This is a genomic window from Burkholderia sp. JKS000303 (genome assembly GCF_002563755.1).
GTDB classification, from domain to species: domain Bacteria; phylum Pseudomonadota; class Gammaproteobacteria; order Burkholderiales; family Burkholderiaceae; genus Burkholderia; species Burkholderia anthina_B.
The window spans coordinates 1,324,843-1,349,029 of record NZ_PDBZ01000001.1; the positions used below are offsets into that span (position 1 = coordinate 1,324,843).

The following is a 24,187-nucleotide window of genomic DNA, read 5'->3' on the forward strand; positions in this document are numbered from 1 at the left end:
ACTGCCTTCACGCACGACGATCGCGCCCCGACGCCCCTCGTTTACCCGAGTCACGCCTGAAATCCACAAGAAATTTATTAACCGACCGGTCGGTTGATTTATACTTCGCACACATTCAACCGGACGAGAACCTCCGCCATGTACACGCAATCCCTCGACATCCCCGGCAACGTCGCGCCGCTCGACGCCGCAGCCGAGTCGCCCGAGCAAGCGCGGTTCGACGCGATCATGGCCGCGGACGGCAAGATCGAACCGCAGGACTGGATGCCCGATGCCTATCGCAAGACGCTGGTGCGCCAGATCTCGCAGCACGCGCACTCGGAAGTCGTCGGCATGCTGCCGGAAGGCAACTGGATCTCCCGCGCGCCGAGCCTGAAGCGCAAGGCGATCCTGCTCGCGAAAGTCCAGGATGAAGCTGGTCACGGCCTCTATCTATATAGCGCAGCCGAAACGCTCGGCGTATCGCGCGATTCGCTGATCAACGCGCTGCACGCCGGCAAGGCGAAATATTCGAGCATCTTCAATTACCCGACGCCGACCTGGGCCGACGTCGGCGTGATCGGCTGGCTCGTCGACGGCGCCGCGATCATGAACCAGATCCCGCTGTGCCGCTGCACGTACGGGCCGTATGCACGCGCGATGATCCGCGTGTGCAAGGAGGAGTCGTTCCACCAGCGCCAGGGTTTCGACGCGCTGCTGTCGATGATGAAGGGCACCGACGCGCAACGCGCGATGGTCCAGCAAGCGGTGAACCGCTGGTGGTGGCCGGTGCTGATGATGTTCGGCCCGAGCGACGCCGATTCGGTCCACAGCAGCCAGTCCGCGAAATGGGGCATCAAGCGGATCTCGAACGACGACCTGCGGCAGAAATTCGTCGACGCGACGGTCGACCAGGCGAAGGTGCTCGGCGTGACGCTGCCCGACCCGGACCTGAAATGGAACGAAGCGAGCGGCCACCACGACTACGGCACGATCGACTGGGATGAATTCTGGCGCGTCGTCAACGGCGACGGCCCGTGCAACAAGGAACGCCTCGCGACCCGCGTGAAGGCGCACGACGACGGCGCATGGGTGCGCGAAGCCGCGCTCGCGCACGAAGCGAAACGCCGTGCCCGCGCCGAACAGCACGCCGCCTGAGCGGCAACCATCGAATACAGGATTCAGGAGAGAGTGATGAACAAGGAATGGCCGATCTGGGAAGTGTTCGTGCGCAGCAAGCAGGGCCTCGATCACAAGCACTGCGGCAGCCTGCACGCAGCCGACGCGTCGATGGCGCTGCGCATGGCGCGCGACGTCTACACGCGCCGCCAGGAAGGCGTGAGCATCTGGGTGGTGCCGTCGTCGGCGATCACCGCGTCGGACCCGGCCGAGAAGGCCGAACTGTTCGAACCGGCGGGCGACAAGATCTACCGTCACCCGACGTTCTATACGCTGCCCGACGAAGTCAACCACATGTAACGCCGCGCCATGACGATCACGCCCGAACACCTCTCCTACGTGCTGCGCCTCGCGGACAACGCGCTGATTCTCGGTCAGCGCAACGCCGAATGGTGCGGCCACGGCCCCGTCCTCGAGGAAGACATCGCGCTCACCAACATGAGCCTCGACCTCATCGGCCAGGCGCGCATGCTGTACACGCACGCCGCTGAACTCGAGCGCCAGCTCAACGGCGCAGCGAAGACGGAAGACGATTACGCCTACTTCCGCACCGAGCGCGAGTTCGCGAACTTCACGCTCGCCGAGCTGCCGCACTACGGCCCGCTCGCCGGCACCGCGCACGCCGACAAGGACTACGCGGTGACGATCGTGCGCAACTTCCTCTACGCGACGCTGATGCTGCACGTGTGGACCGCGCTCGAAACGTCGACGGACACGCAGCTCGCCGCGATCGCCGCGAAATCGGTGAAGGAAACCCGCTATCACGTGCAACATGCGCGCGAATGGCTAGTGCGTCTCGGTGACGGCACCGACGAATCGCATCGCCGCGCGCAGGCCGCGCTCGACTATCTGATGCCGTACACGCGCGAATTCTTCGCAGCCGACGCAATCGACGACGCCGTCGCCGCACCGGGCATCGCCCCGGCACCGGCCGCGCTCGAAGCGGCATGGCGCGCGGATGTCGACGATGCGCTCGCGGAAGCGACGCTGACCCTGCCGGCGCCCGTGCAGCACGTGAGCACCGGCAAGCAGGGCGAGCACTCGGAGCACATGGGTTACCTGCTCGCGGAAATGCAGAGCCTCGCGCGCCAGCACCCCGGCGCGACCTGGTAATCGACCGACCCAACGGAGAGCCCGACGATGTCCGTCCAGACCGCCGCCCCCGCCAACGCCGCATCCGCCGCGCATCGCAACGATCCGTTGCTCGCGCGCGCGTGGGACGTGCTTGAAGCGGTGCCCGATCCCGAAATCCCGGTCGTGTCGATCCGCGAGCTCGGCATCCTGCGCGATGTCCGTCGTGCGGACGACGGCCTGCTCGAAGTCGTGATCACGCCGACCTACTCCGGCTGCCCGGCCATGTCGCAGATCGCCGAGGACATCGCCGCCGCGCTGCAGGCCGCCGACCTGCCGCCGCACCGGATCGAGACGGTGCTCGCGCCCGCGTGGACGACCGACTGGATCACGCAGGAAGCGCGCGACAAGCTGCGCGAGTACGGCATCGCGCCGCCCGTCGGGCAGTGCGGCAGCGCCGCGCCGCGGGAAAACGTCGTGCGCTTCGTGCCGCGGCCGGTCGCGGCGCCCGTTTGCCCGCGCTGCGGCTCCGCCAACACCGAGCGTCTCGCGCAATTTGCGTCCACGGCCTGCAAGGCGCTGTATCGCTGCGTCGACTGCCGCGAACCCTTCGACTACTTCAAACCCTATTGATCATGGCGACTCCGCAATTTCATCCGCTGCGTATCCGCGACGTGCGGCCCGAGACCGCCGACGCCGTTACCGTCTCGTTCGACGTGCCGCCCGAGCTGCGCGACGCGTACCGCTTCACGCAAGGCCAGTTCGTCACGCTGAAGACCCACATCGACGGCGAGGAAACGCGCCGCTCGTACTCGATCTGCGTCGGCACGACCGACTACGACCGCGACGGCGAACTGCGCATCGGCATCAAGCGCGTGCGCGGCGGCCGCTTCTCAAACTTCGCGTTCGACTCGCTGAAGCCGGGCCACACGATCGACGTGATGACGCCGGACGGCCGCTTCTTCACGCACCTGAACGCCGACCTCGGTAAACAGTACGTCGCGTTTTCCGGCGGGTCGGGCATCACGCCGGTGCTCGCGATCGTGAAGACGACGCTCGAACTCGAGCCGCGCAGCACGTTCACGCTGATCTACGGCAACCGCAGCGTCGACGCGATCATGTTCGCGGAAGAGCTCGAGGACCTGAAGAACCGCTACATGAACCGCTTCGTCCTGTACCACGTGCTGTCGGACGATCTGCAGGACGTCGAGCTGTTCAACGGCGTGCTCGACCAGGCGAAATGCGCGGAATTCCTCGACACGCTGACGCCGGCCGACGCAATCGACGAAGCATTCATCTGCGGCCCCGGGCCGATGATGGACGCGGCCGAAGCCGCGCTGAAGGCGGCCGGCGTGCCGCAGGCGAAGGTGCACGTCGAGCGCTTCGGCACCCCGCTGCCGCAGGCCGGCGCGCCCGTCGTCGAGATCACCGAGCAGACGCCGGCGGCGGACCTCGAAATCGTGCTCGACGGCAAGAAGCGCAAGCTGCGCCTGCCGTACGAAGGCGTGAGCCTGCTCGACGTCGGCCTGCGCGCGGGCCTCGCGCTGCCGTATGCGTGCAAGGGCGGCGTGTGCTGCACGTGCCGCGCGAAGGTGATCGAAGGCGAAGTCCGGATGGAGAAGAACTACACGCTCGAGGAACACGAAGTGAAGGACGGCTTCGTGCTCACGTGCCAGTGCCATCCGATCAGCGACAAGGTCGTCGTGAGCTACGACGAGCGTTGAGCGGCGTCGCATCGGCGCGCCGCACCGGTTTCTCGTCGTCACACATCTCGCTTACACTAGGGGCCGCCGGCCGGCTGGACGTTGCAACGTCCGCCCGGCCGGCGGTTTTCTTTTGTTGATGACAGGCCGATGAGTACCATTCACGTGATTCAGGGCGGCACCGCTGCCGCGTCGCTGCGCGAGGCCCTCGCCCAAGCCGGACGCGACGAGCTCGTCGTCGGATTGCTCGACGATCTCGCAGTCGGGCCGCTGAAGGGCGCCGACGAGACGCCCGACACGCGCGCCGCCTTCTGGCAGCGCGTGCTCGGCGACCAGGTTCCCGACTGGAACGCGGAAGTCGAAGACGAATTCGCACGTCTCGACCAGCTCGCGATGGACACGGGCCAGGTGGTCGTCTGGCATGCGCCGAGCGTCGGCGACAAGCTGCTGCTGCGGCGCGTCGCCTATCATCTGCGCAACGTGCCGCAACGCCTGAACGAGGTCCGGCTGTCCGCGGCCGACCTCGACGCGCCCGAGCGCGCGGCGCTGGCCCGCGGCGACCAGGCATGCTCGACCGGGATGTTCTCGCCCGCGGCGCTGGCCCGCAAACGGCCGGTGGCCGCGCCGATCTCGGTGCTGCGCATCGGTCGCCTCGCGCTCGAGTGGCAGGAGGCGAAACACCTGAATGCCGAGCTGCGCTACTGGGTCAGCAACACGATCAAGAGCGGCCAGTACGCGGACCTCGATGCGCTGATCGTCGCGCATACGGAACCCGGCTGGTTGCCCGCGCGACAGCTCGTCGGCGGCATCATGGCCAGCGCCGACCGCGGCGGGCTGTTCGTCAGCGACTCGATCGCCTGGTGGCGCTGTCGCGAACTCGCGGCGGCCGGACGGCTCGAGCTGCAGGACGACGCGCCGACCGCCCTCTCTTCCACGCAGGTGCGCGCGGCAGCCGCGCATCGCTAACGCTACTCTTCAGCATTCGACCATGGCCCGTACCCGAGCGCCCGACCACGAATCCCAGCGCGAGCAGATCCTCGATCTCGCCGCCGAGAAATTCGCGCAGACGAGCTACCCGAGCACGTCGATGTCCGATCTCGCGACCGCGAGCGGCACGTCGAAGGCACGTCTCTATCACTATTACGAGAGCAAGGAAGCGATCCTGTTCGACCTGCTCGATCGCTACACGAAGCGCTTGATGCTGATCATCGCGGAGGTCGAGGGCGCGAGCCAGCGGCGCGGGCTCAGCGAGCGCGACGCGTTCGCCGAACTCGTGCGCGCGTTCCTCGCCGAGTACGAGACGTCGCACAGCCGCCATGTCGCGCTGCTCAACGACGTGAAGTATCTGGAGGACGCGCAGCGCGAAATCGTGCTCGACCGCCAGCGCGACATCGTCGCGGCCTTCTCGCGTCAGCTCGCGCGCGCCTATCCGGACCGGGTCTCGAAGGAAAACCAGACGTCGGTCACGATGATGGTGTTCGGGATGATCAACTGGACGTTCACGTGGCTGAAGCCGGGCGGCCGCCTCGGCTACCGCGACTTCGCCGAACAGGTCATCGACCTGATGGAACGCGGGCTGGCCCCCGGCGCCTGATTGCCGCGCAGCAGCATCGTTGCGCAGCGGGCACAGTGCGGCGCCCCGCCGCACATTTAATGTGATGAATTTTAAATCGCTTTAAAATCAATACGATAGCTTATTAACTAAGCGGTTTTAGAATTCATCCTCAAGACAAAGTACGGGTTTTCCCCAATCTCGGGGCTGCGCTCGGGTAAAATGCTGCTGCAATGCACAACCCGTTGTGCTGTCACAGACTGAGGAACCCACGATGAACACGCAATTCAACGGCCGTGCCGACGCAGTCGGCAACGCCGCCAATGCGCCGGTTCTCGTCAGGGAACTGGCTTCCAAAGACCGTGAGCGAATGCTCACCCACTTTCTCTCGCTCGACGAAGAGGACCGCCTGCTGCGCTTCGGCCAGATGGTCCCCGACCACGTGATCGAGAACTATGTCCGTACGATCGACTTCGGTCGCGACACCGTATTCGGCGTATTCGACCACGCGCTCGAGCTGATCGGCGTCGGCCATCTGGCCTACCTGCCGGTCGACGGCGACAAGCGCACGGCCGAATTCGGCGTGTCGGTGCTCGAAAGCGCGCGCGGCCGCGGCGTCGGCTCGAAGCTGTTCGAGCGCGCGGCCATCCGCAGCCGCAACACGCGCGTGACGATGCTGTACATGCACTGCCTGTCGCGCAACGCAACGATGATGCACATCGCGAAGAAGTCCGGGATGCGCATCGAGTATGCGTACGGCGAAGCCGACGCGTACCTGTCGCTGCCGCCGGCCGACCACTCGACGATCATCGCCGAGATGCTGCAGGAGCAGGCTGCGGTGTTCGACTACGCGCTCAAGCGCCAGGCCCACCGCACGTCGAAGTTCATCGAATCGCTGATGCCCGCCGCGCTGACGGCGTGATGTCGGCCGACCGGGCTGCCGCACGGCGCCCGGTCTTCTCCTGTTCCCTTCTCCACGGCACCGCGCGCTAACGCACCAACCGGATCGGCAACGCCGTCGTCTCCTTGAAGCACTCGAGCGAAAAGCTCGTCTTCACGTCGATCACCGACGGATGGTGCAGCAGATGCTCCTGCACGAAGCGGGAGAAATGCGCCATGTCCTCGACCTGCACGCGCAGCAGGTAATCCATGTCGCCCGTCATCGCGTGGCACGCGACCACCTCCGGCCAGGTCTGCACGGCCGCGCGGAACAGGTCCGCGTGGGTCGCGCCCGCGCGCGCGGACGTCTCGTCGGCACGGACCGGCGCCAGGCCGCCGCGCTTCTCGAGCCGCACGCTCACGTACGCGAGCAGATCGAGGCCGAGCTTCTGCGGATCCAGCAGCGCAACGTAGCCGGTGATCACGCCGATCTCCTCGAGCCGCCGGATTCGCCGCAGGCACGGGCTCGGCGAGAGGTTCACACGCTCGGCGATCTCCTGATTCGACAGGCGGCCGTTCTGCTGAAGAATCGCGAGAATCCGCCGGTCGATCGCATCCAATTCGACCTGCGCCATTTTCTGCCCTCCGTTGATTATTTCAAGACTGGAAATTGCGCCATCGTAGGCACGGACGATCAAGTTCGCAAGTTTACGCTCCGCCCCGCCCGCTACACTTTGTCGCATGAACCGATTCGTTGTGCGCGCCGCGGCGCGCGCCACCTTCGACATGGAACCGCCCCGAGCCCCGTACGCCCGGGCGCATCGCAAAGCACACTGGAGACACGGCATGCAGATCCCCAACTGGGAAAACCCCGTCGGCACCGACGGTTTCGAATTCATCGAATACACCGCACCGGATCCGAAAGCACTCGGACAACTGTTCGAACGGATGGGTTTCACCGCGATCGCACGCCATCGCCACAAGGACGTGACGGTCTACCGTCAGGGCGATATCAACTTCATCATCAACGCCGAACCCGATTCGTTCGCGCAACGCTTCGCGCGCCTGCACGGCCCGTCGATCTGCGCGATCGCGTTCCGCGTGCAGGACGCTGCGAAGGCATACCAGCACGCGCTCGAACTCGGCGCGTGGGGCTTCGACAACAAGACCGGCCCGATGGAGCTGAACATCCCGGCGATCAAGGGCATCGGCGATTCGCTGATCTATTTCGTCGACCGCTGGCGCGGCAAGAACGGCGCGCAGCCGGGCGCAATCGGCGACATCAGCATCTATGACGTCGACTTCGAGCCGATCGCCGGCGCGAACCCGAACCCGGCCGGCCACGGCCTCACCTATATCGACCACCTGACGCACAACGTGCATCGCGGCCGCATGCAGGAATGGGCGGAGTTCTACGAGCGCCTGTTCAACTTCCGCGAAGTGCGCTACTTCGACATCGAAGGCAAGGTGACGGGCGTGAAGTCGAAGGCGATGACGTCGCCGTGCGGCAAGATCCGGATCCCGATCAACGAGGAAGGCTCGGACACGGCCGGCCAGATCCAGGAATACCTCGACGCGTACCACGGCGAAGGCATCCAGCACATCGCGCTCGGCACGAACGACATCTACGGCGCGGTCGACGGCCTGCGCGGCAAGGAAGTGAAGCTGCTCGACACGATCGACACGTATTACGAGCTGGTCAACCGTCGCGTGCCGGACCACGGCGAATCGCTGGACGAGTTGAAGAAGCGCAAGATCCTGATCGACGGCGCGCGCGACGACCTGCTGCTGCAGATTTTCACCGAGAACCAGATCGGGCCGATCTTCTTCGAGATCATCCAGCGCAAGGGCAACCAGGGCTTCGGCGAAGGCAACTTCAAGGCGCTGTTCGAATCGATCGAACTCGACCAGATCCGCCGCGGCGTGGTGCAGGACAAGGCCTGACGCAACGCCCGGGGTAACCGGACGGCATAAAGAAAAAGGGCGGGAATCGCAAGATTCCCGCCCTTTTGTCATTCCGGCGCGGCCCGACGGCCGCGCGAACGGATCAACGCACGCTCGCCTTCGGCGCGACGGCGTGCTCGGCCGCCGGCTGCGCGTCGGCGTCCTGCGCCGGCGCGATCTGACGCATCTGTGCGCCGGCTGCCGCCAGCGCGCTCGCGCCTTGCGCGTGCACCGGGCCGGTCATCGCGAGAAACGCGGCGGACACGATCAGGAAACTCTGGATATGACGTGTGTTCATTGCACCTCCTTTAAAACTGCCGGCGCCTCCCCGGTTGCGTCGATTCGGGCCGACGCGGCCGGGCACCTCCGGCAGGCCGACAAGATTAACGGCATTGGTACGAAGAAGGGACCGGCTTTACATGCTTTTACATGATGTAACTCAGCGCCTCGCGCAATTTCGGTGATGCGCCGCGGCACGCCGGCCGGTGGGCGACGGGTTTATCCCAGTGCTACCATCACTTAAAACCGGCCAATATGCCGGCCACTGCCGACATGTTCACAAGACGTCGAAGCAACGGAAGTTTTGGTGATCCCAAACTGGGTGGAGGAGACAGTTCAATGAATGCCCCGCTAGACGCAGGCCAACGCGCGTCGCTTGAAGCCGCGCTGAAGTCCGTCACGCTTGACGACAAATACACGCTCGAACGCGGCCGCGCGTACATGAGCGGCATCCAGGCGCTGGTGCGTCTGCCGATGCTCCAGCAGGAACGCGACCGCGCCGCCGGCCTCAATACGGCCGGTTTCATCTCCGGTTATCGCGGCTCTCCGCTCGGCGGCCTCGACCTGTCGCTGTGGAAGGCCAAGCAGTACCTCGCCGCCCACCAGATCGTATTCCAGCCCGGCCTGAACGAAGACCTGGCCGCCACCGCCGTGTGGGGCTCGCAGCAGGTGAACCTGTATCCCGGCGCGAAGCACGACGGCGTGTTCGGCATGTGGTACGGCAAGGGCCCGGGTGTCGACCGCACCGGCGACGTATTCAAGCATGCGAATTCGGCCGGCTCGGCGCAGCACGGCGGCGTGCTCGTGCTCGCCGGCGACGACCACGCAGCGAAATCCTCGACGCTCGCGCACCAGTCCGAACACATCTTCAAGGCCTGCGGGCTGCCGGTGCTGTTCCCGTCGAACGTGCAGGAATATCTCGACTTCGGCCTGCACGGCTGGGCGATGAGCCGCTATTCAGGCCTGTGGGTCGCGCTCAAGTGCGTGACCGACGTGGTCGAATCGTCGGCATCGGTCGACATCGACCCGCATCGCACCGAGATCGTGCTGCCGACCGACTTCATCATGCCCGACGGCGGCCTGAACATCCGCTGGCCGGACCCGCCGCTCGTGCAGGAAGCGCGGCTGCTCGACTACAAGTGGTACGCGGCGCTCGCGTATGTGCGTGCGAACAAGATCGACCGGATCGAGATCGATTCGCCGCAAGCGCGCTTCGGCATCATGACGGGCGGCAAGGCATACCTCGACGTGCGCCAGGCGCTGACCGACCTCGGTCTCGACGACGAAACCTGCGCACGGATCGGCATCCGGCTCTACAAGGTCGGCTGCGTGTGGCCGCTCGAAGCACAGGGCGCGCAGGCATTCGCGCGCGGCCTCGACGAAATCCTCGTCGTCGAGGAAAAGCGCCAGATCCTCGAATACGCGATCAAGGAAGAGCTGTACAACTGGCCGGATGCACAACGGCCGCGCGTGTTCGGCAAGTTCGACGAGAAGGACGGCGCCGGCGGCGAATGGTCGGTGCCGATGGGCAACTGGCTGCTGCCCGCGCACTACGAACTGTCGCCCGCGATCATCGCGAAGGCGATCGCGACGCGTCTCGAGAAGTTCGAGTTGCCGTCCGACGTGCGCGCAAGCATCGCCGCGCGGCTCGCGGTGATCAATGCGAAGGAAATGGCGCTCGCGAAGCCGCACGTGCAGACCGAACGCAAGCCGTGGTTCTGCTCGGGCTGTCCGCACAACACGTCGACCAACGTGCCGGAAGGCTCGCGCGCGATCGCCGGGATCGGCTGCCACTACATGACCGTGTGGATGGACCGCAGCACGAGCACCTTCAGCCAGATGGGCGGCGAAGGCGTGCCGTGGATCGGCCAGGCGCCGTTCACCGACGAGAAGCACGTGTTCGCGAACCTCGGCGACGGCACCTATTTCCACTCGGGCCTGCTGGCGGTACGCGCGGCGATCTCGTCGAAGGCGAACATCACCTACAAGATCCTCTACAACGACGCCGTGGCGATGACGGGCGGCCAGCCGGTCGACGGCGTGCTGACGGTGCCGCAGATCACGCACCAGCTCGCGTCCGAAGGCGCGAAGAAGATCGTGATCGTCACCGACGAGCCGGAGAAGTACGACAGCCAGAAGACGCTGCTCGCGCCGGGCGTGACGATCCATCACCGCGACCAGCTCGACGACGTGCAGCGCGAGCTGCGCGAGATCGAAGGCACGACGATCCTGATCTACGATCAGACGTGCGCGACCGAGAAGCGCCGCCGCCGCAAACGCGGCACGTATCCGGATCCGGCCAAGCGCGTGGTGATCAACGACGCGGTGTGCGAAGGCTGCGGCGACTGCTCGGTGCAGTCGAACTGCCTGTCGGTCGAGCCGCTCGAAACCGACTTCGGCACGAAGCGCCAGATCAACCAGTCGAGCTGCAACAAGGACTTCTCGTGCGTGAAGGGCTTCTGCCCGAGCTTCGTCACGGTCGAAGGCGGCCAGTTGAAGAAGCCGAAGGCGGTGGCGGTCGACGGCGGTGCGCTGCCGCCGATTCCGGAGCCGACGCCGCCGGCGATCGACCGTGCGTACGGCGTGCTCGTCACGGGCGTCGGCGGCACGGGCGTCGTCACAATCGGCGCGCTGCTCGGGATGGCCGCGCACCTGGAGAACAAGGGCGTGACCGTGCTCGACGTCACGGGCCTCGCGCAGAAAGGCGGCGCCGTGATGAGCCACGTGCAGATCTCGCACGCACCGACCGACATCCACGCAACCCGGATCGCGATGGGCGAAGCGGACCTCGTGATCGGCTGCGACGCGATCGTCACGGCCGGCGACGAATGCACGTCGCGGATGCGGCACGACACGACCCGCGTGGTCGTCAACAGCGCGCAGACGCCGACCGCCGAGTTCATCAAGAACCCGAACTGGGCGTTCCCGGGCCTGTCTGCGGAGAATGACATCCGTGCGGCGGCAGGCGACGCCGTCGATTTCATCGACGCGAACCGCTTCGCGGTCGCGCTGCTCGGCGACGCGATCTACACGAACCCGTTCGTGCTCGGCTACGCATGGCAGAAGGGCTGGTTGCCGCTCACGCTCGCGTCGCTCGAACGCGCGATCGAGCTGAACGCGGTGTCGGTCGAGAAGAACCGGGCGGCGTTCAACTGGGGCCGTCGCGCCGCGCACGATCTCGCGAGCGTGAAGCAGGCCGCGGCCGGCGATGCACGCCCGGCGCAGGGCGCGACGGTGATCGCGCTGCACACGAAGAAGGCGGTCGACGCACTGATCGCGAAGCGTGTGGAATTCCTCACCGCGTACCAGAACGCCGCGTATGCATCGCGCTATGCGGCCTTCGTCGACAAGGTGCGGGCGGCCGAACGCGTGCTGGCGGACGGCGACGCGACGCAGGAACCGCTGACCGAAGCGGTCGCGCGCAACCTGTTCAAGCTGATGGCGTACAAGGACGAATACGAGGTCGCACGGCTGCAATCCGACCCCGCGTTCCTCGCGCGCCTGTCGTCGCAGTTCGAAGGCGACTGGAAGCTGAAATTCCACCTCGCGCCGCCGCTGTTCGCGAAGACCGATGCACACGGCCATCTCGTGAAGAAGGCGTACGGCCCGTGGATGATGTCGGCGTTCCGGCTGCTCGCGAAAGCGAAGTTCCTGCGCGGCACGGGGCTCGACCCGTTCGGCCGCACCGAAGAGCGCCGCACCGAGCGCGCGCTGATCGGCGAGTACGAAGCGCTGATCGGCGAAGTGCTGACCAAGCTGAACGCAACCAACCGCCCGCTCGCACTCGAGCTCGCGGCGCTGCCGGACGGCATTCGCGGCTACGGCCACGTGAAGGAGAACAATCTGCGCGCGGTGCGCCAGAAGTGGAACACGCTGCTCACGCAGTGGCGTTCGCCGACGGGCGGCCATTCGCGCCAGCAGGTCGCGTAACGGCAGACGACGGGCGTTCGCGGTCGGGACGCCCGCTCTGCACTACCGCGGTTCACCGGAAAGCCCATAAAAAAAACGCCACGGAACGCAGGTTCCGTGGCGTTTTTCATTGCGCCGCGCACGAGGCGCGGCACACGCGGGCGCGAACTTACTTCGTGTTCGCGTTCGCGGCGGCCACCGCCGTCATGTTGATGATCCGGCGCACGGTCGCGGCCGGCGTCAGGATGTGGACCGGCTTCGCCGCGCCGAGCAGGAACGGGCCGACCGTCACGCCTTCGCCGCCGACCATCTTCAGCAGGTTGTACGCGATGTTCGCCGCTTCGACGTTCGGCATGATCAGCAGGTTCGCTTCGCCCGACAGCGTGGTGCCCGGGAATGCAGCCTTGCGGACCGCTTCGGACAGCGCCGCGTCGCCGTGCATTTCACCGTCGACTTCGAGGTTCGGCGCACGCTCGCTGATCAGCTTGCGGGCTTCCGCCATGCGGCGCGACGACGACGACGGCGCGCTGCCGAAGTTCGAGTTCGACAGCAGTGCGGCCTTCGGCGCAATGCCGAAGCGCTCGATCTCGGCGGCAGCCTGGATCGTCATGTCGGCGAGCTGTTCCGCGCTCGGCAGCTCGTTCACGTACGTGTCGCACAGGAACAGGTTGCGGCCCGGCAGCATCAGCAGGTTCATCGCCGCGTAGTGCTCGGCGCCCTTCGCACGGCCCAGCACCTGCTCGATGAACTTCAGGTGCGTGTGGTACGTGTCGATCATCCCGCAGATCATCCCGTCCGCATCGCCCAGGTGCACGAGCATCGCGCCGATCAGCGTGTTGAACTTGCGCAGCGCGGCCTTCGCGACTTCCGGCGTCACGCCGTCGCGCGCGCCGATGTCGTGATACGCCTGCCAGTAGCGGTGGTAGCGCGTGTCGTCTTCCGGGTTCACGATCTCGAAATCGACGCCGGCCTTCAGCTTCGAGCCGATCTTCTGCAGACGCATCTCGACGACCGACGGACGGCCGACGATGATCGGCTTCGCGATCTTCTCCTGCAGCACGAACTGCGCGGCACGCAGCACGCGCTCGTCTTCGCCTTCGGCGAACACGATGCGCGCCTGCTTCTTCTTCGCGGTCGCGAACACCGGGCGCATTACCATGCCCGTGCGGTAGACGGTCGCGCCGAGCTGTTCGCGGTACGCGTCCATGTCCTCGATCGGGCGCGTGGCGACGCCCGAATCCATCGCGGCCTGCGCGACGGCCGGCGCGATCTTGATGATCAGGCGCGGATCGAACGGCTTCGGAATCAGGTAGTCCGGGCCGAACTCGAGCGAGTGGCCTTCATACGCCTTCGCGACTTCCTCGCTCTGGTCGGTTTCCTCGGCCAGCTCGGCGATCGCGCGCACGCACGCGAGCTTCATTTCTTCCGTGATCGTCGTCGCGCCGACGTCGAGCGCGCCGCGGAAGATGAACGGGAAGCACAGCACGTTGTTGACCTGGTTCGGGTAGTCCGAACGGCCGGTCGCGACGATCGCGTCCGGACGCACGGCCTTCGCGTCTTCCGGGCGGATTTCCGGTTCCGGGTTCGCGAGCGCCAGGATCAGCGGGCGCTCGCCCATCGTCTTGACCATGTCCTGCTTCAGCACGCCCGCGCTCGAGCAGCCGAGGAACACGTCCGCGCCAACGATCGCATCGGCGAGCGTGCGCGCGTCGGTGGTCGCCGCATAGCGCTGCTTCGACGGATCGAGGTTGCCGCGCCCTTCGTAGATCACGCCCTTCGAATCGGCGACGAGGATGTTCGACTTCGTGAGGCCGAGGTTCACCAGCAGGTCCAGACACGCGATCGCTGCCGCGCCTGCGCCCGAACACACGAGCTTCACTTCCGACAGCTTCTTGCCGACGACCTTCAGGCCGTTCAGGATCGCGGCCGACGCGATGATCGCGGTGCCGTGCTGGTCGTCGTGGAAGACGGGGATCTTCATGCGCTCGCGCAGCTTCTGCTCGATGTAGAAGCACTCCGGCGCCTTGATGTCCTCGAGGTTGATGCCGCCGAGCGTCGGCTCGAGCATCGCGATCGCCTCGACGAGCTTGTCGGGGTCGGACTCCGACAGTTCGATGTCGAACACGTCGATGCCCGCGAATTTCTTGAAGAGGCAGCCCTTGCCTTCCATCACCGGCTTCGCGGCGAGCGGGCCGATGTTGCCGAGGCCCAGCACGGCCGTGCCGTTGGTGATGACGCCGACGAGGTTGCCGCGCGACGTGTACTTCTGCGCGTCGAGCGGATCCGCGTGGATCGCCTCGCACGCAGCGGCGACGCCCGGCGAATACGCGAGCGACAGATCGAGCTGGTTCGACAGCGGCTTGGTCGGGGTGACCGAAATCTTGCCGGGTTTCGGGTTCAGGTGATACGCGAGAGCAGCCTGCTTCAGTTGTTCGTCCATGATTGACCTGCGAGAGACATGCGAAATATTAACGACTCAGTACACAGCACCTTCGGCCGCGTCTGCTTGAATCGAGGGGATGGTCGACTGCGAGACGGCACGCGACGCGCCGGGTCGGCACGCCATCGAACCTTGGCGGGTGGCAAGAGAAAAGTACAAAGTACTGAATGATTTCTTAGGGCCGCCTAGTGTACACCCCCTAAATGACGCACGTTGGTGCAGCGCCGCATCCCTGGCATCAGCGTCGGGCTGGTCGTGCCCCGTTTGTTTCGCCGGTGGTGAGCGGCGCGCCGAACCTGCGCGAATTCCGCCGAAAACCGGCCTGAATCGGGTAAAATAGCCGGCTACGCGCGCAGCGATGCGATTGGCCCTCCGATCGCGCCCCGGCCCCTCGGGCAGGTTCCCCTTGCTGCGCCACCGGGCCCTCGCCCGATCTTCGCTCATCACCCAAGGAATGCCCATGACAGGCTACGATCGTCAGTCGATCTCGGATACGACCGCCAAAATCCTGCTCGAAGTGCAGGCGGTGCACTTCAACGCCGAAAAACCGTTCATCTTCACGTCCGGCTGGGCAAGCCCCGTCTACATCGACTGCCGCAAGCTGATCTCGTATCCGCGCGTGCGCCGTGCGCTGATGGAAATGGCGGAAACGACGATCATGCGCGACGTCGGCTTCGAGCAGATCGACTCGGTGGCGGGCGGCGAGACGGCCGGCATCCCGTTCGCGGCATGGCTCGCGGACCGCATGATGGTGCCGATGCAGTACGTGCGTAAAAAGCCGAAGGGTTTCGGCCGCAACGCGCAGATCGAAGGTCATCTGGAAGAAGGCTCGCGCGTGCTGCTGGTGGAAGACCTGACGACCGACAGCCGCAGCAAGATCAACTTCGTCAACGCGCTGCGCACCGCGGGCGCGACGGTGAACCACTGCTTCGTGCTGTTCCACTACAACATCTTCAAGGAAAGCGTGTCGGTCCTGAAGGACATCGACGTCGACCTGCACGCACTGGCGACGTGGTGGGACGTGCTGCGCGTCGCGAAGGCATCGGGCTACTTCGAGACGAAGACGCTCGACGAAGTCGAGAAATTCCTGCACGCACCGGCCGAGTGGTCGGCGGCGCACGGCGGCGCAACGTCCCCGAAGGAATAATGCTGCGCCGGCATGCAGGCCGGCACCCTGGCTGAAAAAGCCGCTCGCTTCATCGCGAGCGGTTTTTTTTCGTCCTTCGATCCGCATCAGGAACGTTCGAAGTCGCGCGCCGCGACGTGCATCGCTCATCGAACCCTAATGCTAGACTTGATCCATCGCCGCCATCAGCTGCGCGAGCTACGCACAACGCCAACAAACGCCGGGCTCGTCGGGCCGGCCTACGTGACGGGAGAAGCGCCCTATGCGTGTGGATCGCCGGATCACTTCGCCTGCGCCCTCGGGTCGTCCGCCTGCGTTCATCGCCGCCCTTCTCTGCGTCGCCGTCTGCGGCGCATTCGTCATTCGGCCCGCGCGCGCCGAAGGCCCGTTCACCGTGTCGAGCGACGACCTGACGCCGGGCGGGCGCGTCGGCCTCGCGAACGTGTTCGATCGCGGCGACTGCAAGGGCGACAACCACTCGCCGCAACTCACGTGGCGCAATCCGCCCGCCGGCACGCGCGGCTACGCGATCACGATCTTCGATCCCGACGCACCGGGCCACGGCTGGTGGCACTGGGCCGTCGCCGGCATTCCATTGACCGTCACGAGCCTGCCCGCCGATGCGAGCGCGTCCGGCTTCCTGCGGCGCATCGGCGCGAGCGAGGCGCGCAACGACTTCGGCACCGACGGCTACGGCGGCCCGTGCCCGCCGCCGGGCAAACCGCACCGCTACGTGATCACCGTCTACGCGCTGAAGGGCACCGACCTGCGCGTCGCGCAGGGTCGCCCCGCGCCGATGTTCGAGCACGAGATCGGCACGCTGACGATCGGTACCGCGCAGCTCACGGTCACTTACGGGCAATAGCCGGGCGCGCGCATCGCACGTGCCACACGTGCCGCACCGCGCCGGCCGCTGGGCCGATTCCCCGCAGCGACGAATTTCTGTGCGCGCGCGTCGTGCGTTTTTCCCGTCATTCCGGCTTGCTAGACTCGGCTGCACCGGTCGCGGCATCCCGCCGCGCATCCGCCGCGCCGCCTGACCGCGACGCGTGACGCGGCAGGCCGCAGCGCCTGCCGTTGTCGTCCTTTTCCGGAGAACGCTTCATGTCGAACATCGTCATCGTCTATCACAGCGGCTACGGTCACACGCAGAAACTGGCCGACGCCGTTCACGCAGGCGCGCAGGACGCCGGCGCCACCGCACGCCTGATCGCCGTCGGCGAACTCGACGACGCGAGCTGGGCCGCGCTCGACGCGGCGGATGCCATCGTGTTCGGCGCGCCGACGTACATGGGCGGCCCGTCCGCGCAGTTCAAGCAGTTTGCCGACGCAACGTCGAAACCGTGGTTCACGCAGAAGTGGAAGGACAAGATCGCCGCGGGCTTCACGAACTCGGCGACGATGAATGGCGACAAGTTCTCGACGATTCAGTATTTCGTCACGCTGGCGATGCAACATGGGATGGTGTGGGTCGGCACGGGCATGATGCCGGCCAACTCGAAGGCGGCCACGCGCAACGACATCAACTACGTCGGCGGCTTCACGGGCCTGCTCGCGCAGTCGCCGGCGGACGCGACACCCGACGAGGGCCCGCTGCCGGGCGACCTCGAGACCGCGAAGGCGTTCGGCCGGCGCGTCGCCGAAGCGACGGCCCGCTGGGTGGCCGGCGGCCGCTGAGCACACCCGCGCCGCCGGCCGAGCAAAGCCGGCGCGCATCAAAGGGACACAAGACGGCCCTCGGGCCGTCATTTTTTTCGCCCCGTGCGGTGCAGGCCCGCCGGATGACGTCTTAAAATATTGGTTTCAGGGCGCCGCGGCTCCCGTTTCATTCAGTGAGAGCGAAATGAGCACCAAAGTTTTTGTCGACGGCCAGGAAGGCACAACCGGCCTCAAGATCTTCGAATACCTGTCGGCACGCAACGACATCGAGATCCTGCGCATCGATGAAGCGAAGCGCAAGGACGTCGATGAGCGCCGCCGCCTGATCAACGCGTCGGACGTCACGTTCCTGTGCCTGCCCGACGTCGCATCGCGCGAATCGGCATCGCTGGTCGAGAACCCGAACACGACGCTGATCGACGCGAGCACCGCGTTCCGCACGAGCGCCGACTGGGCGTACGGCCTGCCGGAACTGACCCGCGCGCAGCGCGAGAAGATCCGCACGTCGAAGCGCATCGCGGTGCCGGGCTGCCATGCATCGGCCTTCGTGCTCGCGATGCGTCCGCTCGTCGACGCTGGCATCGTCGCGCCGACGTTCGCCGCACACAGCTACTCGATCACCGGTTACAGCGGCGGCGGCAAGTCGATGATCGCCGAGTACGAAAGCGCAGCGCCGGGCGGCAAGCTCGCGAGCCCGCGTCCGTATGCACTCGCGCTCGCGCACAAGCACCTGCCGGAAATGGCCGCGCACACGGGCCTCGCGCACGCGCCGATCTTCACGCCGATCGTCGGGCCGTTCCTGAAGGGTCTCGCCGTGACGACCTACTTCTCGCCCGAGCAACTCGCGAAGCGCGCGACGCCGCAGGACGTGCAGCGCGTGTTCGCCGAGTACTACGCGGACGAACCGTTCGTGCGCGTCGCGCCGTTCAACGCCGATGCGAATCTCGACAGCGGCTTCTTCGACGTCCAGGCGAACAACGACACGAACCGCGTCGACCTGTTCGTGTTCGGCAACGAAGAGCGCTTCGTCACGGTCGCGCGACTCGACAACCTCGGCAAGGGTGCGTCGGGCGCCGCGATCCAGTGCATGAACCTCAACATCGGCGCCGCCGAGGACAGCGGCCTGAAGCGCTGACCCTCCTTGCACGCGATGCAAAGCCGGCCGCTGGCCGGCTTTTTATTTGTCCGCGCCAGGCAATATATAAAACCACGCCCGCGCATTTACAAATATTTACAAGCTTTCGATTGCGCGATTACCTGCGCATTAACTCCTCCTCCTTTTTATCCAGTCAATCCCGAATAGGGATAAACCGGATGCCGTCAATTTAAACGCTGCCGTTATACGCAGGAAGGCCGTTCGAAAGCCGGCCGTGCGTGGCACGTCCACCACTCCGGCAGCGCCCCGCCAGCCTCGTCGCGTTTTAATTCTTACTCAAATCCCCGACCAGAAAGGAATTGAAACGCACAATCCGTTTCAATCACCTTTTTTAGACGAGTTCATCAATTGACAGCAAAAATCCAGGCGGCGACATTAGCTCGCACAATTAAACGATTGGAGACAGCGGCATGTCGCACGCCTTATCGAAGGGGGTGGCAACGGCCTTTGCCATCGCCCCTTTCCTGATTGCCTGTGGTGGAGGAGACGGTGGCTCGCCCGCGCCGATCAACACGCCCCAATGTTCCGGATCGAGCTGCGGCACGCAAGGGCCGCCGCCGTCGCAGCCCGTCAACAGCGCGCTGTGTCCGGCCGACGCCGACATCGTGAAGAGCACGTACCTCGGCGGCGCCGGTAGCGGCGAGATCGTCAGCGTCAACATCGACGCGGTCGCGATGACCTACACGCTCAAGTGGCTCGAGTCGCCGATTCCGCTCGCGACCGGCACGGTCACGCCGAGCCGCGCCGGCACGACCATCACCGGCAAGGTCATCCACCCGCCGACCGGCACGCTGCCGACGGCCGAGCAGACGCGCTGCGCGTTCGTCCTCACGCCGGGCACGGGTACCGCGCCGAACGGCTCGACCTATTCGACGGCCGCGGACTTCAACCAGGCGAACCCGCCGATGCTGCTGGTCGGCATGGGTGTCGCGGGTGGCGGCATTCCGGGGGCGACGGTCCAGTACGACGGGCTGACGATCAGCCTCGCCGGTATCCCGCTCTACAAGAACGTCGGCCAGGTACCGAACCGCCACTTCGATTTCTATCCGTTCCTCGGCTTCGCGAACACGACGACCGATCTCACGAAGCTGCCGGGTACGTACAACGCACTGCTCTACCACCTCGTGCCGTCGGGCAACTATGCGACGAAGGGCATCAACTCGAGCGAGACGTTCGACGCGAACGGCGCATGTACGTCGACCTCCGGCAGTTGCGAGACGACCGGCAATCCGTGGACGGTGAACGCGAACGGCAGCTACCTCGACAGCACGCAGGCCCCGCAGATCCTGCCGCAGACGTCGCTCCCGGTGGTCGGCACGACGGGCAAATCGGGCACCGCGCACATGGTGATCGGCCAGCTCAACGGCGCGACGGTGCCGGTGGTCGTCCGCACGGGCTACGTGTATCTCGGCACCGACGCGGCGCTGCACACCGACGCAAAGGTCGACGACGAATCGGGCATCGCGGTGCTCGGCGCGGCGACGGCGATCCAGTCGGGTGCGATCGACGGCGGCTACGCGGGCGCGGATTCGAACTTCAAGTACACGGCCGCACTGATCCGCGGCAGCAACGCGTCGTTCATCAATCCGACCACGCAGGCCGAAGAAGACGGCTTCACGCTCGACTACGGCCAGACGACCGCGGGCCTGCTGAACGCAACGACCACGCCGCCGAGCGGCGCGAGCTACCCGTCCGCATCGGGCGTGGTGATCGCGACGGGCGGGCTGTATGCGGCGCTGATCCAGGGCACGGTGAACGGCGGTGTCACGCAGACGTCGGCGAATTCGAGCACGTCGTCGACACCGTACTTCGGCGTGGGTGCGCAGATCAGCAAGTAGCGATCGGGGACGCGGCGGCGGCCGGTGCGCCGCCGCGTATGGCAGGCAGAGGAAGGCACGACACGACGGCGTCCGGCACGACGCAGGCGCAACGCGCACAAGCAAATAGAAGCGGTCGACAGGGAGCCGGCCGCCGTACAAGACAAATCTGGAGGAGCAACATGAAGCGCAACCTCATTCTGGCGGCGGCCCTTGCCGCCCCCCTTCTTTCCGGCTGCGGCGGCGGCGACGACAACCCGCCCCCGCTCGTCGAAGACCGGCTCTGCCCTGCGTCGCTCGACTACAGCACCGTATTCACGGGCGGTGCGGGCAGCGGCGAACTCGCGAAGGTCCAGCTCGACACGACCAAGATGACCTGGCAGGTCACCTACGTCGAATCGCCGGTTCCGCAAACGAAGGGTACCGTCACGCCGACCCGCGCAGGCACGGTCGACAGTGGCACGCTCACGCAGGAAACACTGCTGCCGACCAACAAGCTGAACCAGTGCGCGTTCCGCCTGAACGGTGCGAGCCTCGATCCGTCGCGCCCGGCGCGCATCTTCGTCGGCGAAGGCGTCGCGGGCGGCACGATTCCGGGCAAGGAAATCCAGTTCAACGGCGTGCTCGGCCAGGCCGCAGTGCCCGATACGACGTTCCCGTACTACCCGTTCATCGGCTTCTCGTCGATCGAAACGGACATCACGAAGGTCGCGGGCACCTACAGCCACGTCGGCTTCGGCGAAGTGCCGTCGCAGAACTTCGCGCCGGCGTCGATCGATGCGAAGGTGACGATCAACGCCGACGGCTCGTGGACCAAGTGCGACACGACCGGCCAGTTCGCCGGCGGCGCGTGCACGCAGCAGGGCACGAACTTCGTGCAGTCGGCCGACGGCAGCGGCGCGTTCCAGAGCAACAACTACCAGAGCCAGCTGAAGCCGACGCTGTCGGCGACGCCGCAGGGCAAGGGCTTCATGATCGTCGGCAAGCTGCGCAACCAGCTCGTGCCGATCCTCGTGCGCACGGGCGTCGCAAACCCGAACCCGACGCCGGACAGCAACGGCGTGCCGGGCCTGACCGCCGACGACGAATCGAGCATCTCGATCCTCGCGCCGCAAACGACGATCGCGCTCGGCTCGCAGAACGGCGAGTACATCGGCGTCGACAGCCAGTTCGACTACCGCACCACCGCGCTGACCGACACGCAGGCCACGCTGCTCGATCCGTTCCAGCCGTCGCAGGCATCGCTCGCGACCGCCCTGAACCTCGACTACACGCAGGCGGTGCCGGGCACGGTCACGACGACCCACGTGGGTGCAAGCAGCACGACGCCGACCGGCAAGTTCATCTTCACGGGTGGCGTGTTCGGTTTCCTCGACAACGCGGGTTCGACGCCGTATTTCACGATCGGCGCGTTCGTCCAGTAAGAGGAGACAAGCCGTGATGAAGAAGACCCTTCTCTGCGCGGCGGCCGGCGCCGCCGCCCTGGCGCCGCTCGCGGCGCACGCGCAGAGCGCCGGCAGCAACGTCGTCACGCTGGGCTGGTTCCACGTGATGCCGCAGCAGAGCAGCACGCCGATGACGACCAACGTCGCGCCGACGCCGATCAACACGCCGCTGCGGCTGCCGCCATCGTTCACGTCGCCGGGCACCGGGCTGCGCACCAGCGGCGCGGATACCGTCGGCCTGACGGTCAGCCACTTCCTGACCGACCACATCGCGGTCACGTCGGTGGCCGGCGTGCCGCCGGTGTTCAAGGTGTCGGCCCAAGGCACGATCAAGCCGCCCGGCCCGGCCGGCGCGCTGGGCACGCAGAACATCGGGCTCGCGTCGGTCAATCCGATCGTGAAGAGCGTGCGGCAGTGGAGCCCGGCGGTGATCCTGCAGTACTACTTCGGGCAGGCGACCGCGAAGTTCCGGCCGTTCCTCGGCCTCGGCGTGTCGTACAACTGGTTCAGCGACCTGCAGCTCAACACGAACTTCATCAAGCAGACGCAGGACAACCTCGGCGCGATTCTCGCGGCGGGCGCGGGCAAGCCGGGTACGACATCGGTGGAGGCAAAGGCGTCGTCGTCATGGCAGCCGGTGTTCAACGCGGGTCTGCAATACAACATGACCGAGCATTTCGGGCTGGTGGCGTCGGTGACCTACATCCCGCTGAAGACAACGTCGACGGTGACGATCAAGGCGGCCGACGGCACAACACTCGCCGAGTCGAAATCGGACCTGAAGGCGGACCCGATCATCAGCTACGTCGGGATGACGTACAAGTTCTGAGGCCGGCAACGGCGGACGAACCCAGGGAGGATGGATGACCCGCGCCAAAAACGCGGGCAAAAAAAAGCCCGCCTAAGAGGCGGGCTGAATCCATATCAGAGGAGACATGGAGGAGACAGGTGTAACTATAGCGAATCGATTTCCGCATTGCAACATTTCCGTAGAGAAAATAAGGATTTTCCCTCGAATGCGCACTCTAGATCGCTAGTCTGTATCCGACCCCTTCATGTTTTCCCGCTCGAGCACGTCTCCGAGCGCATCGCGCAGCAGCGCGACCGGCCGCGTCAGGCGGCCCGGCAACGCGGCGTGCACGATCCACACGTTGATCCGCGTTTCCAGCCCCGTCGTTTCCACTACCCTCAGCGCATCGCGGTGCGCGCTGCGCGCCAGCGCGTTCGGCGGTGCGATGCCGATGCCCGCGCCGCGCGCGACGAGCGACAGCTGCAACTCCGAGCCGAACGCCTCGACCGCGACATCGAACGGCAACCCGGCGGAACCGAGCGCACGGCTCAGCGCCGAGCGCATCCCGCAGCCGTCCTGGCTCAGCACCCACGGAAAGCCCGACAGCGCGTCGAGCGATAGCGGGCCCTCCGGCAACGGGAAATCGCGCGCGGCGACGAGCACCGTCGGCTGCGTGCCGAGCAGGGTCGCCGTCAGCGTGTCGGGCAGTGCCGCGCTGGCCGGCACCATCACCGTCGCGACATCCAGCGTGCCGCGTTCGATGCCCTGCACGAGCGCCGGCGACCAGCCGGCTGTCACGCGCAACGTCAGTCGCGGAAAGGCATCGCGCAACCGGTCGATCGGCCGCTCGAGCGCGAGCTCGGACAGGAACGGCGGCACGCCGATGCGCAGCTCGCCCGACGGCTCGCTGTCCGGCGCCCCCGCGGCCATCAGCGCGTCGACCGCGCACAGCACGTTGCGCGCGAGCGCGTAGACGTCGCGCCCGGCGGCAGTCGGCTTCAGCGGCTTGCTCTGTCGTTCGAGCAGCGGCACGCCCAGCAGCGTTTCGAGGTTCTGCACGCGGCGGGTCAGGCCCGGTTGCGTCAGATGGAGCTTCGCGGCGGCGGCGACCATCGACCCGCTGTCGACCACCGCGACGAACGCCTGGAGATCACGCGTATTCAAAACAAACTCGCATAATCATGTTAGACATATTTCAATTGTCGCATAAACATCGACCACCTACGATGGGGATTCCTTCGCTCCTCTCTTCAGGCCTC

General features: G+C 65.9%; 21 protein-coding genes. 17 read left to right on the plus strand and 4 right to left on the minus strand.

Annotation, left to right across the window (positions count from 1 at the left end; translation table 11 throughout):
- Window positions 1-138: 138 nt before the first annotated feature.
- The 8 genes from paaA to BX604_RS06400 all read left to right on the plus strand — a co-directional run bounded on the left by paaA (window position 139) and on the right by BX604_RS06400 (window position 6,406).
- Window positions 139-1,137, plus strand: a complete 999-nt coding sequence (gene paaA / locus BX604_RS06365; protein ID WP_098550019.1) for a 1,2-phenylacetyl-CoA epoxidase subunit PaaA — start codon at window positions 139-141, stop codon at window positions 1,135-1,137.
- Window positions 1,138-1,173: 36 nt separating this feature from the next.
- Entirely contained in the window at window positions 1,174-1,458 is a 285-nt protein-coding gene (paaB, locus tag BX604_RS06370) for a 1,2-phenylacetyl-CoA epoxidase subunit PaaB (RefSeq protein WP_006752453.1), read from the plus strand.
- Window positions 1,459-1,467: 9 nt separating this feature from the next.
- Window positions 1,468-2,271, plus strand: a complete 804-nt coding sequence (gene paaC, locus BX604_RS06375; protein WP_098550020.1) for a 1,2-phenylacetyl-CoA epoxidase subunit PaaC — start codon at window positions 1,468-1,470, stop codon at window positions 2,269-2,271.
- Between the two features lie 27 nt (window positions 2,272-2,298).
- On the plus strand, window positions 2,299-2,862 hold the full coding sequence (paaD, locus tag BX604_RS06380; RefSeq protein WP_098550021.1) for a 1,2-phenylacetyl-CoA epoxidase subunit PaaD: 564 nt from the start codon (window positions 2,299-2,301) through the stop codon (window positions 2,860-2,862).
- A gap of 2 nt (window positions 2,863-2,864) precedes the next feature.
- Window positions 2,865-3,953: a 1,2-phenylacetyl-CoA epoxidase subunit PaaE gene (gene paaE, locus BX604_RS06385; RefSeq protein WP_098550022.1), complete on the plus strand. Its 1,089-nt coding sequence runs from the start codon at window positions 2,865-2,867 to the stop codon at window positions 3,951-3,953.
- Between the two features lie 129 nt (window positions 3,954-4,082).
- Window positions 4,083-4,898, plus strand: coding sequence for a DUF1835 domain-containing protein (locus tag BX604_RS06390; RefSeq protein ID WP_098550023.1), 816 nt, complete (start codon window positions 4,083-4,085; stop codon window positions 4,896-4,898).
- A gap of 22 nt (window positions 4,899-4,920) precedes the next feature.
- Window positions 4,921-5,526, plus strand: coding sequence for a TetR/AcrR family transcriptional regulator (locus BX604_RS06395; protein WP_098550024.1), 606 nt, complete (start codon window positions 4,921-4,923; stop codon window positions 5,524-5,526).
- A gap of 232 nt (window positions 5,527-5,758) precedes the next feature.
- Complete coding sequence (locus BX604_RS06400; RefSeq protein ID WP_098550025.1) at window positions 5,759-6,406, plus strand: GNAT family N-acetyltransferase; 648 nt, start codon at window positions 5,759-5,761, stop codon at window positions 6,404-6,406.
- 67 nt (window positions 6,407-6,473) lie between these two features.
- Here the strand turns inward: BX604_RS06400 and BX604_RS06405 are convergent, their stop codons facing one another.
- Window positions 6,474-6,998 carry an Lrp/AsnC family transcriptional regulator gene (locus BX604_RS06405; RefSeq protein WP_098550026.1) on the minus strand — a complete coding sequence of 175 codons (525 nt, stop codon included), beginning with the start codon at window positions 6,996-6,998 and terminating at the stop codon, window positions 6,474-6,476.
- A 211-nt stretch (window positions 6,999-7,209) separates the two neighbouring features.
- Between BX604_RS06405 and hppD the strand changes: the two genes are divergently transcribed.
- Window positions 7,210-8,307 carry a 4-hydroxyphenylpyruvate dioxygenase gene (gene hppD, locus BX604_RS06410; protein ID WP_098550027.1) on the plus strand — a complete coding sequence of 366 codons (1,098 nt, stop codon included), beginning with the start codon at window positions 7,210-7,212 and terminating at the stop codon, window positions 8,305-8,307.
- A 103-nt stretch (window positions 8,308-8,410) separates the two neighbouring features.
- Here hppD and BX604_RS06415 read toward each other — a convergent pair whose 3' ends face one another.
- Window positions 8,411-8,605, minus strand: coding sequence for a hypothetical protein (locus BX604_RS06415; RefSeq protein WP_098550028.1), 195 nt, complete (start codon window positions 8,603-8,605; stop codon window positions 8,411-8,413).
- 320 nt (window positions 8,606-8,925) lie between these two features.
- Between BX604_RS06415 and BX604_RS06420 the strand changes: the two genes are divergently transcribed.
- Window positions 8,926-12,516, plus strand: coding sequence for an indolepyruvate ferredoxin oxidoreductase family protein (locus BX604_RS06420; RefSeq protein ID WP_098550029.1), 3,591 nt, complete (start codon window positions 8,926-8,928; stop codon window positions 12,514-12,516).
- 148 nt (window positions 12,517-12,664) lie between these two features.
- On the opposite strand, the gene BX604_RS06430 is transcribed toward BX604_RS06420, so the two are convergent.
- The gene (locus BX604_RS06430) at window positions 12,665-14,935 is read right to left on the minus strand and encodes an NADP-dependent malic enzyme (RefSeq protein ID WP_098550030.1); all 2,271 of its coding nucleotides are present in this window, start codon (window positions 14,933-14,935) and stop codon (window positions 12,665-12,667) included.
- Window positions 14,936-15,395: 460 nt separating this feature from the next.
- Here BX604_RS06430 and BX604_RS06435 point away from each other — a divergent pair, with 460 nt between their 5' ends.
- From BX604_RS06435 to BX604_RS06465, 7 genes are all read left to right on the plus strand, one after another.
- A complete protein-coding gene (locus BX604_RS06435; RefSeq protein WP_098550031.1) occupies window positions 15,396-16,082 on the plus strand; it encodes an orotate phosphoribosyltransferase in 687 nt (228 codons plus the stop codon).
- A gap of 241 nt (window positions 16,083-16,323) precedes the next feature.
- Window positions 16,324-16,926 (plus strand): YbhB/YbcL family Raf kinase inhibitor-like protein, encoded by a 603-nt coding sequence (locus BX604_RS06440; protein ID WP_098550032.1) that lies wholly within the window; start codon window positions 16,324-16,326, stop codon window positions 16,924-16,926.
- 239 nt (window positions 16,927-17,165) lie between these two features.
- Window positions 17,166-17,738 carry a flavodoxin family protein gene (locus tag BX604_RS06445; protein WP_096508212.1) on the plus strand — a complete coding sequence of 191 codons (573 nt, stop codon included), beginning with the start codon at window positions 17,166-17,168 and terminating at the stop codon, window positions 17,736-17,738.
- A 166-nt stretch (window positions 17,739-17,904) separates the two neighbouring features.
- On the plus strand, window positions 17,905-18,855 hold the full coding sequence (gene argC / locus BX604_RS06450; protein ID WP_098550033.1) for an N-acetyl-gamma-glutamyl-phosphate reductase: 951 nt from the start codon (window positions 17,905-17,907) through the stop codon (window positions 18,853-18,855).
- 431 nt (window positions 18,856-19,286) lie between these two features.
- Window positions 19,287-20,714, plus strand: a complete 1,428-nt coding sequence (locus BX604_RS06455) for a DUF2957 domain-containing protein (protein ID WP_098550034.1) — start codon at window positions 19,287-19,289, stop codon at window positions 20,712-20,714.
- A gap of 161 nt (window positions 20,715-20,875) precedes the next feature.
- Entirely contained in the window at window positions 20,876-22,117 is a 1,242-nt protein-coding gene (locus BX604_RS06460; protein ID WP_098550035.1) for a DUF2957 domain-containing protein, read from the plus strand.
- A gap of 16 nt (window positions 22,118-22,133) precedes the next feature.
- On the plus strand, window positions 22,134-22,967 hold the full coding sequence (locus BX604_RS06465) for an OmpW/AlkL family protein (protein ID WP_098550036.1): 834 nt from the start codon (window positions 22,134-22,136) through the stop codon (window positions 22,965-22,967).
- Between the two features lie 204 nt (window positions 22,968-23,171).
- Here BX604_RS06465 and BX604_RS06470 read toward each other — a convergent pair whose 3' ends face one another.
- The gene (locus BX604_RS06470; protein ID WP_098550037.1) at window positions 23,172-24,092 is read right to left on the minus strand and encodes a LysR family transcriptional regulator; all 921 of its coding nucleotides are present in this window, start codon (window positions 24,090-24,092) and stop codon (window positions 23,172-23,174) included.
- Between the last annotated feature and the right edge of the window lie 95 nt (window positions 24,093-24,187).

Bases quoted from the DNA above. Each gene is read 5' to 3' on its own strand.
- BX604_RS06440 (WP_098550032.1), top strand. From the start codon at position 16,324: ATGCGTGTGGATCGCCGGATCACTTCGCCTGCGCCCTCGGGTCGTCCG.
- paaC (WP_098550020.1), top strand. From the start codon at position 1,468: ATGACGATCACGCCCGAACACCTCTCCTACGTGCTGCGCCTCGCGGAC.
- BX604_RS06465 (WP_098550036.1), top strand. From the start codon at position 22,134: ATGAAGAAGACCCTTCTCTGCGCGGCGGCCGGCGCCGCCGCCCTGGCG.
- paaA (WP_098550019.1), top strand. From the start codon at position 139: ATGTACACGCAATCCCTCGACATCCCCGGCAACGTCGCGCCGCTCGAC.
- BX604_RS06390 (WP_098550023.1), top strand. From the start codon at position 4,083: ATGAGTACCATTCACGTGATTCAGGGCGGCACCGCTGCCGCGTCGCTG.
- BX604_RS06435 (WP_098550031.1), top strand. From the start codon at position 15,396: ATGACAGGCTACGATCGTCAGTCGATCTCGGATACGACCGCCAAAATC.
- BX604_RS06430 (WP_098550030.1), bottom strand. From the start codon at position 14,935: ATGGACGAACAACTGAAGCAGGCTGCTCTCGCGTATCACCTGAACCCG.
- BX604_RS06445 (WP_096508212.1), top strand. From the start codon at position 17,166: ATGTCGAACATCGTCATCGTCTATCACAGCGGCTACGGTCACACGCAG.
- paaE (WP_098550022.1), top strand. From the start codon at position 2,865: ATGGCGACTCCGCAATTTCATCCGCTGCGTATCCGCGACGTGCGGCCC.
- paaD (WP_098550021.1), top strand. From the start codon at position 2,299: ATGTCCGTCCAGACCGCCGCCCCCGCCAACGCCGCATCCGCCGCGCAT.
- BX604_RS06400 (WP_098550025.1), top strand. From the start codon at position 5,759: ATGAACACGCAATTCAACGGCCGTGCCGACGCAGTCGGCAACGCCGCC.
- BX604_RS06405 (WP_098550026.1), bottom strand. From the start codon at position 6,998: ATGGCGCAGGTCGAATTGGATGCGATCGACCGGCGGATTCTCGCGATT.
- BX604_RS06460 (WP_098550035.1), top strand. From the start codon at position 20,876: ATGAAGCGCAACCTCATTCTGGCGGCGGCCCTTGCCGCCCCCCTTCTT.
- argC (WP_098550033.1), top strand. From the start codon at position 17,905: ATGAGCACCAAAGTTTTTGTCGACGGCCAGGAAGGCACAACCGGCCTC.
- paaB (WP_006752453.1), top strand. From the start codon at position 1,174: ATGAACAAGGAATGGCCGATCTGGGAAGTGTTCGTGCGCAGCAAGCAG.
- BX604_RS06395 (WP_098550024.1), top strand. From the start codon at position 4,921: ATGGCCCGTACCCGAGCGCCCGACCACGAATCCCAGCGCGAGCAGATC.
- hppD (WP_098550027.1), top strand. From the start codon at position 7,210: ATGCAGATCCCCAACTGGGAAAACCCCGTCGGCACCGACGGTTTCGAA.
- BX604_RS06420 (WP_098550029.1), top strand. From the start codon at position 8,926: ATGAATGCCCCGCTAGACGCAGGCCAACGCGCGTCGCTTGAAGCCGCG.
- BX604_RS06415 (WP_098550028.1), bottom strand. From the start codon at position 8,605: ATGAACACACGTCATATCCAGAGTTTCCTGATCGTGTCCGCCGCGTTT.
- BX604_RS06455 (WP_098550034.1), top strand. From the start codon at position 19,287: ATGTCGCACGCCTTATCGAAGGGGGTGGCAACGGCCTTTGCCATCGCC.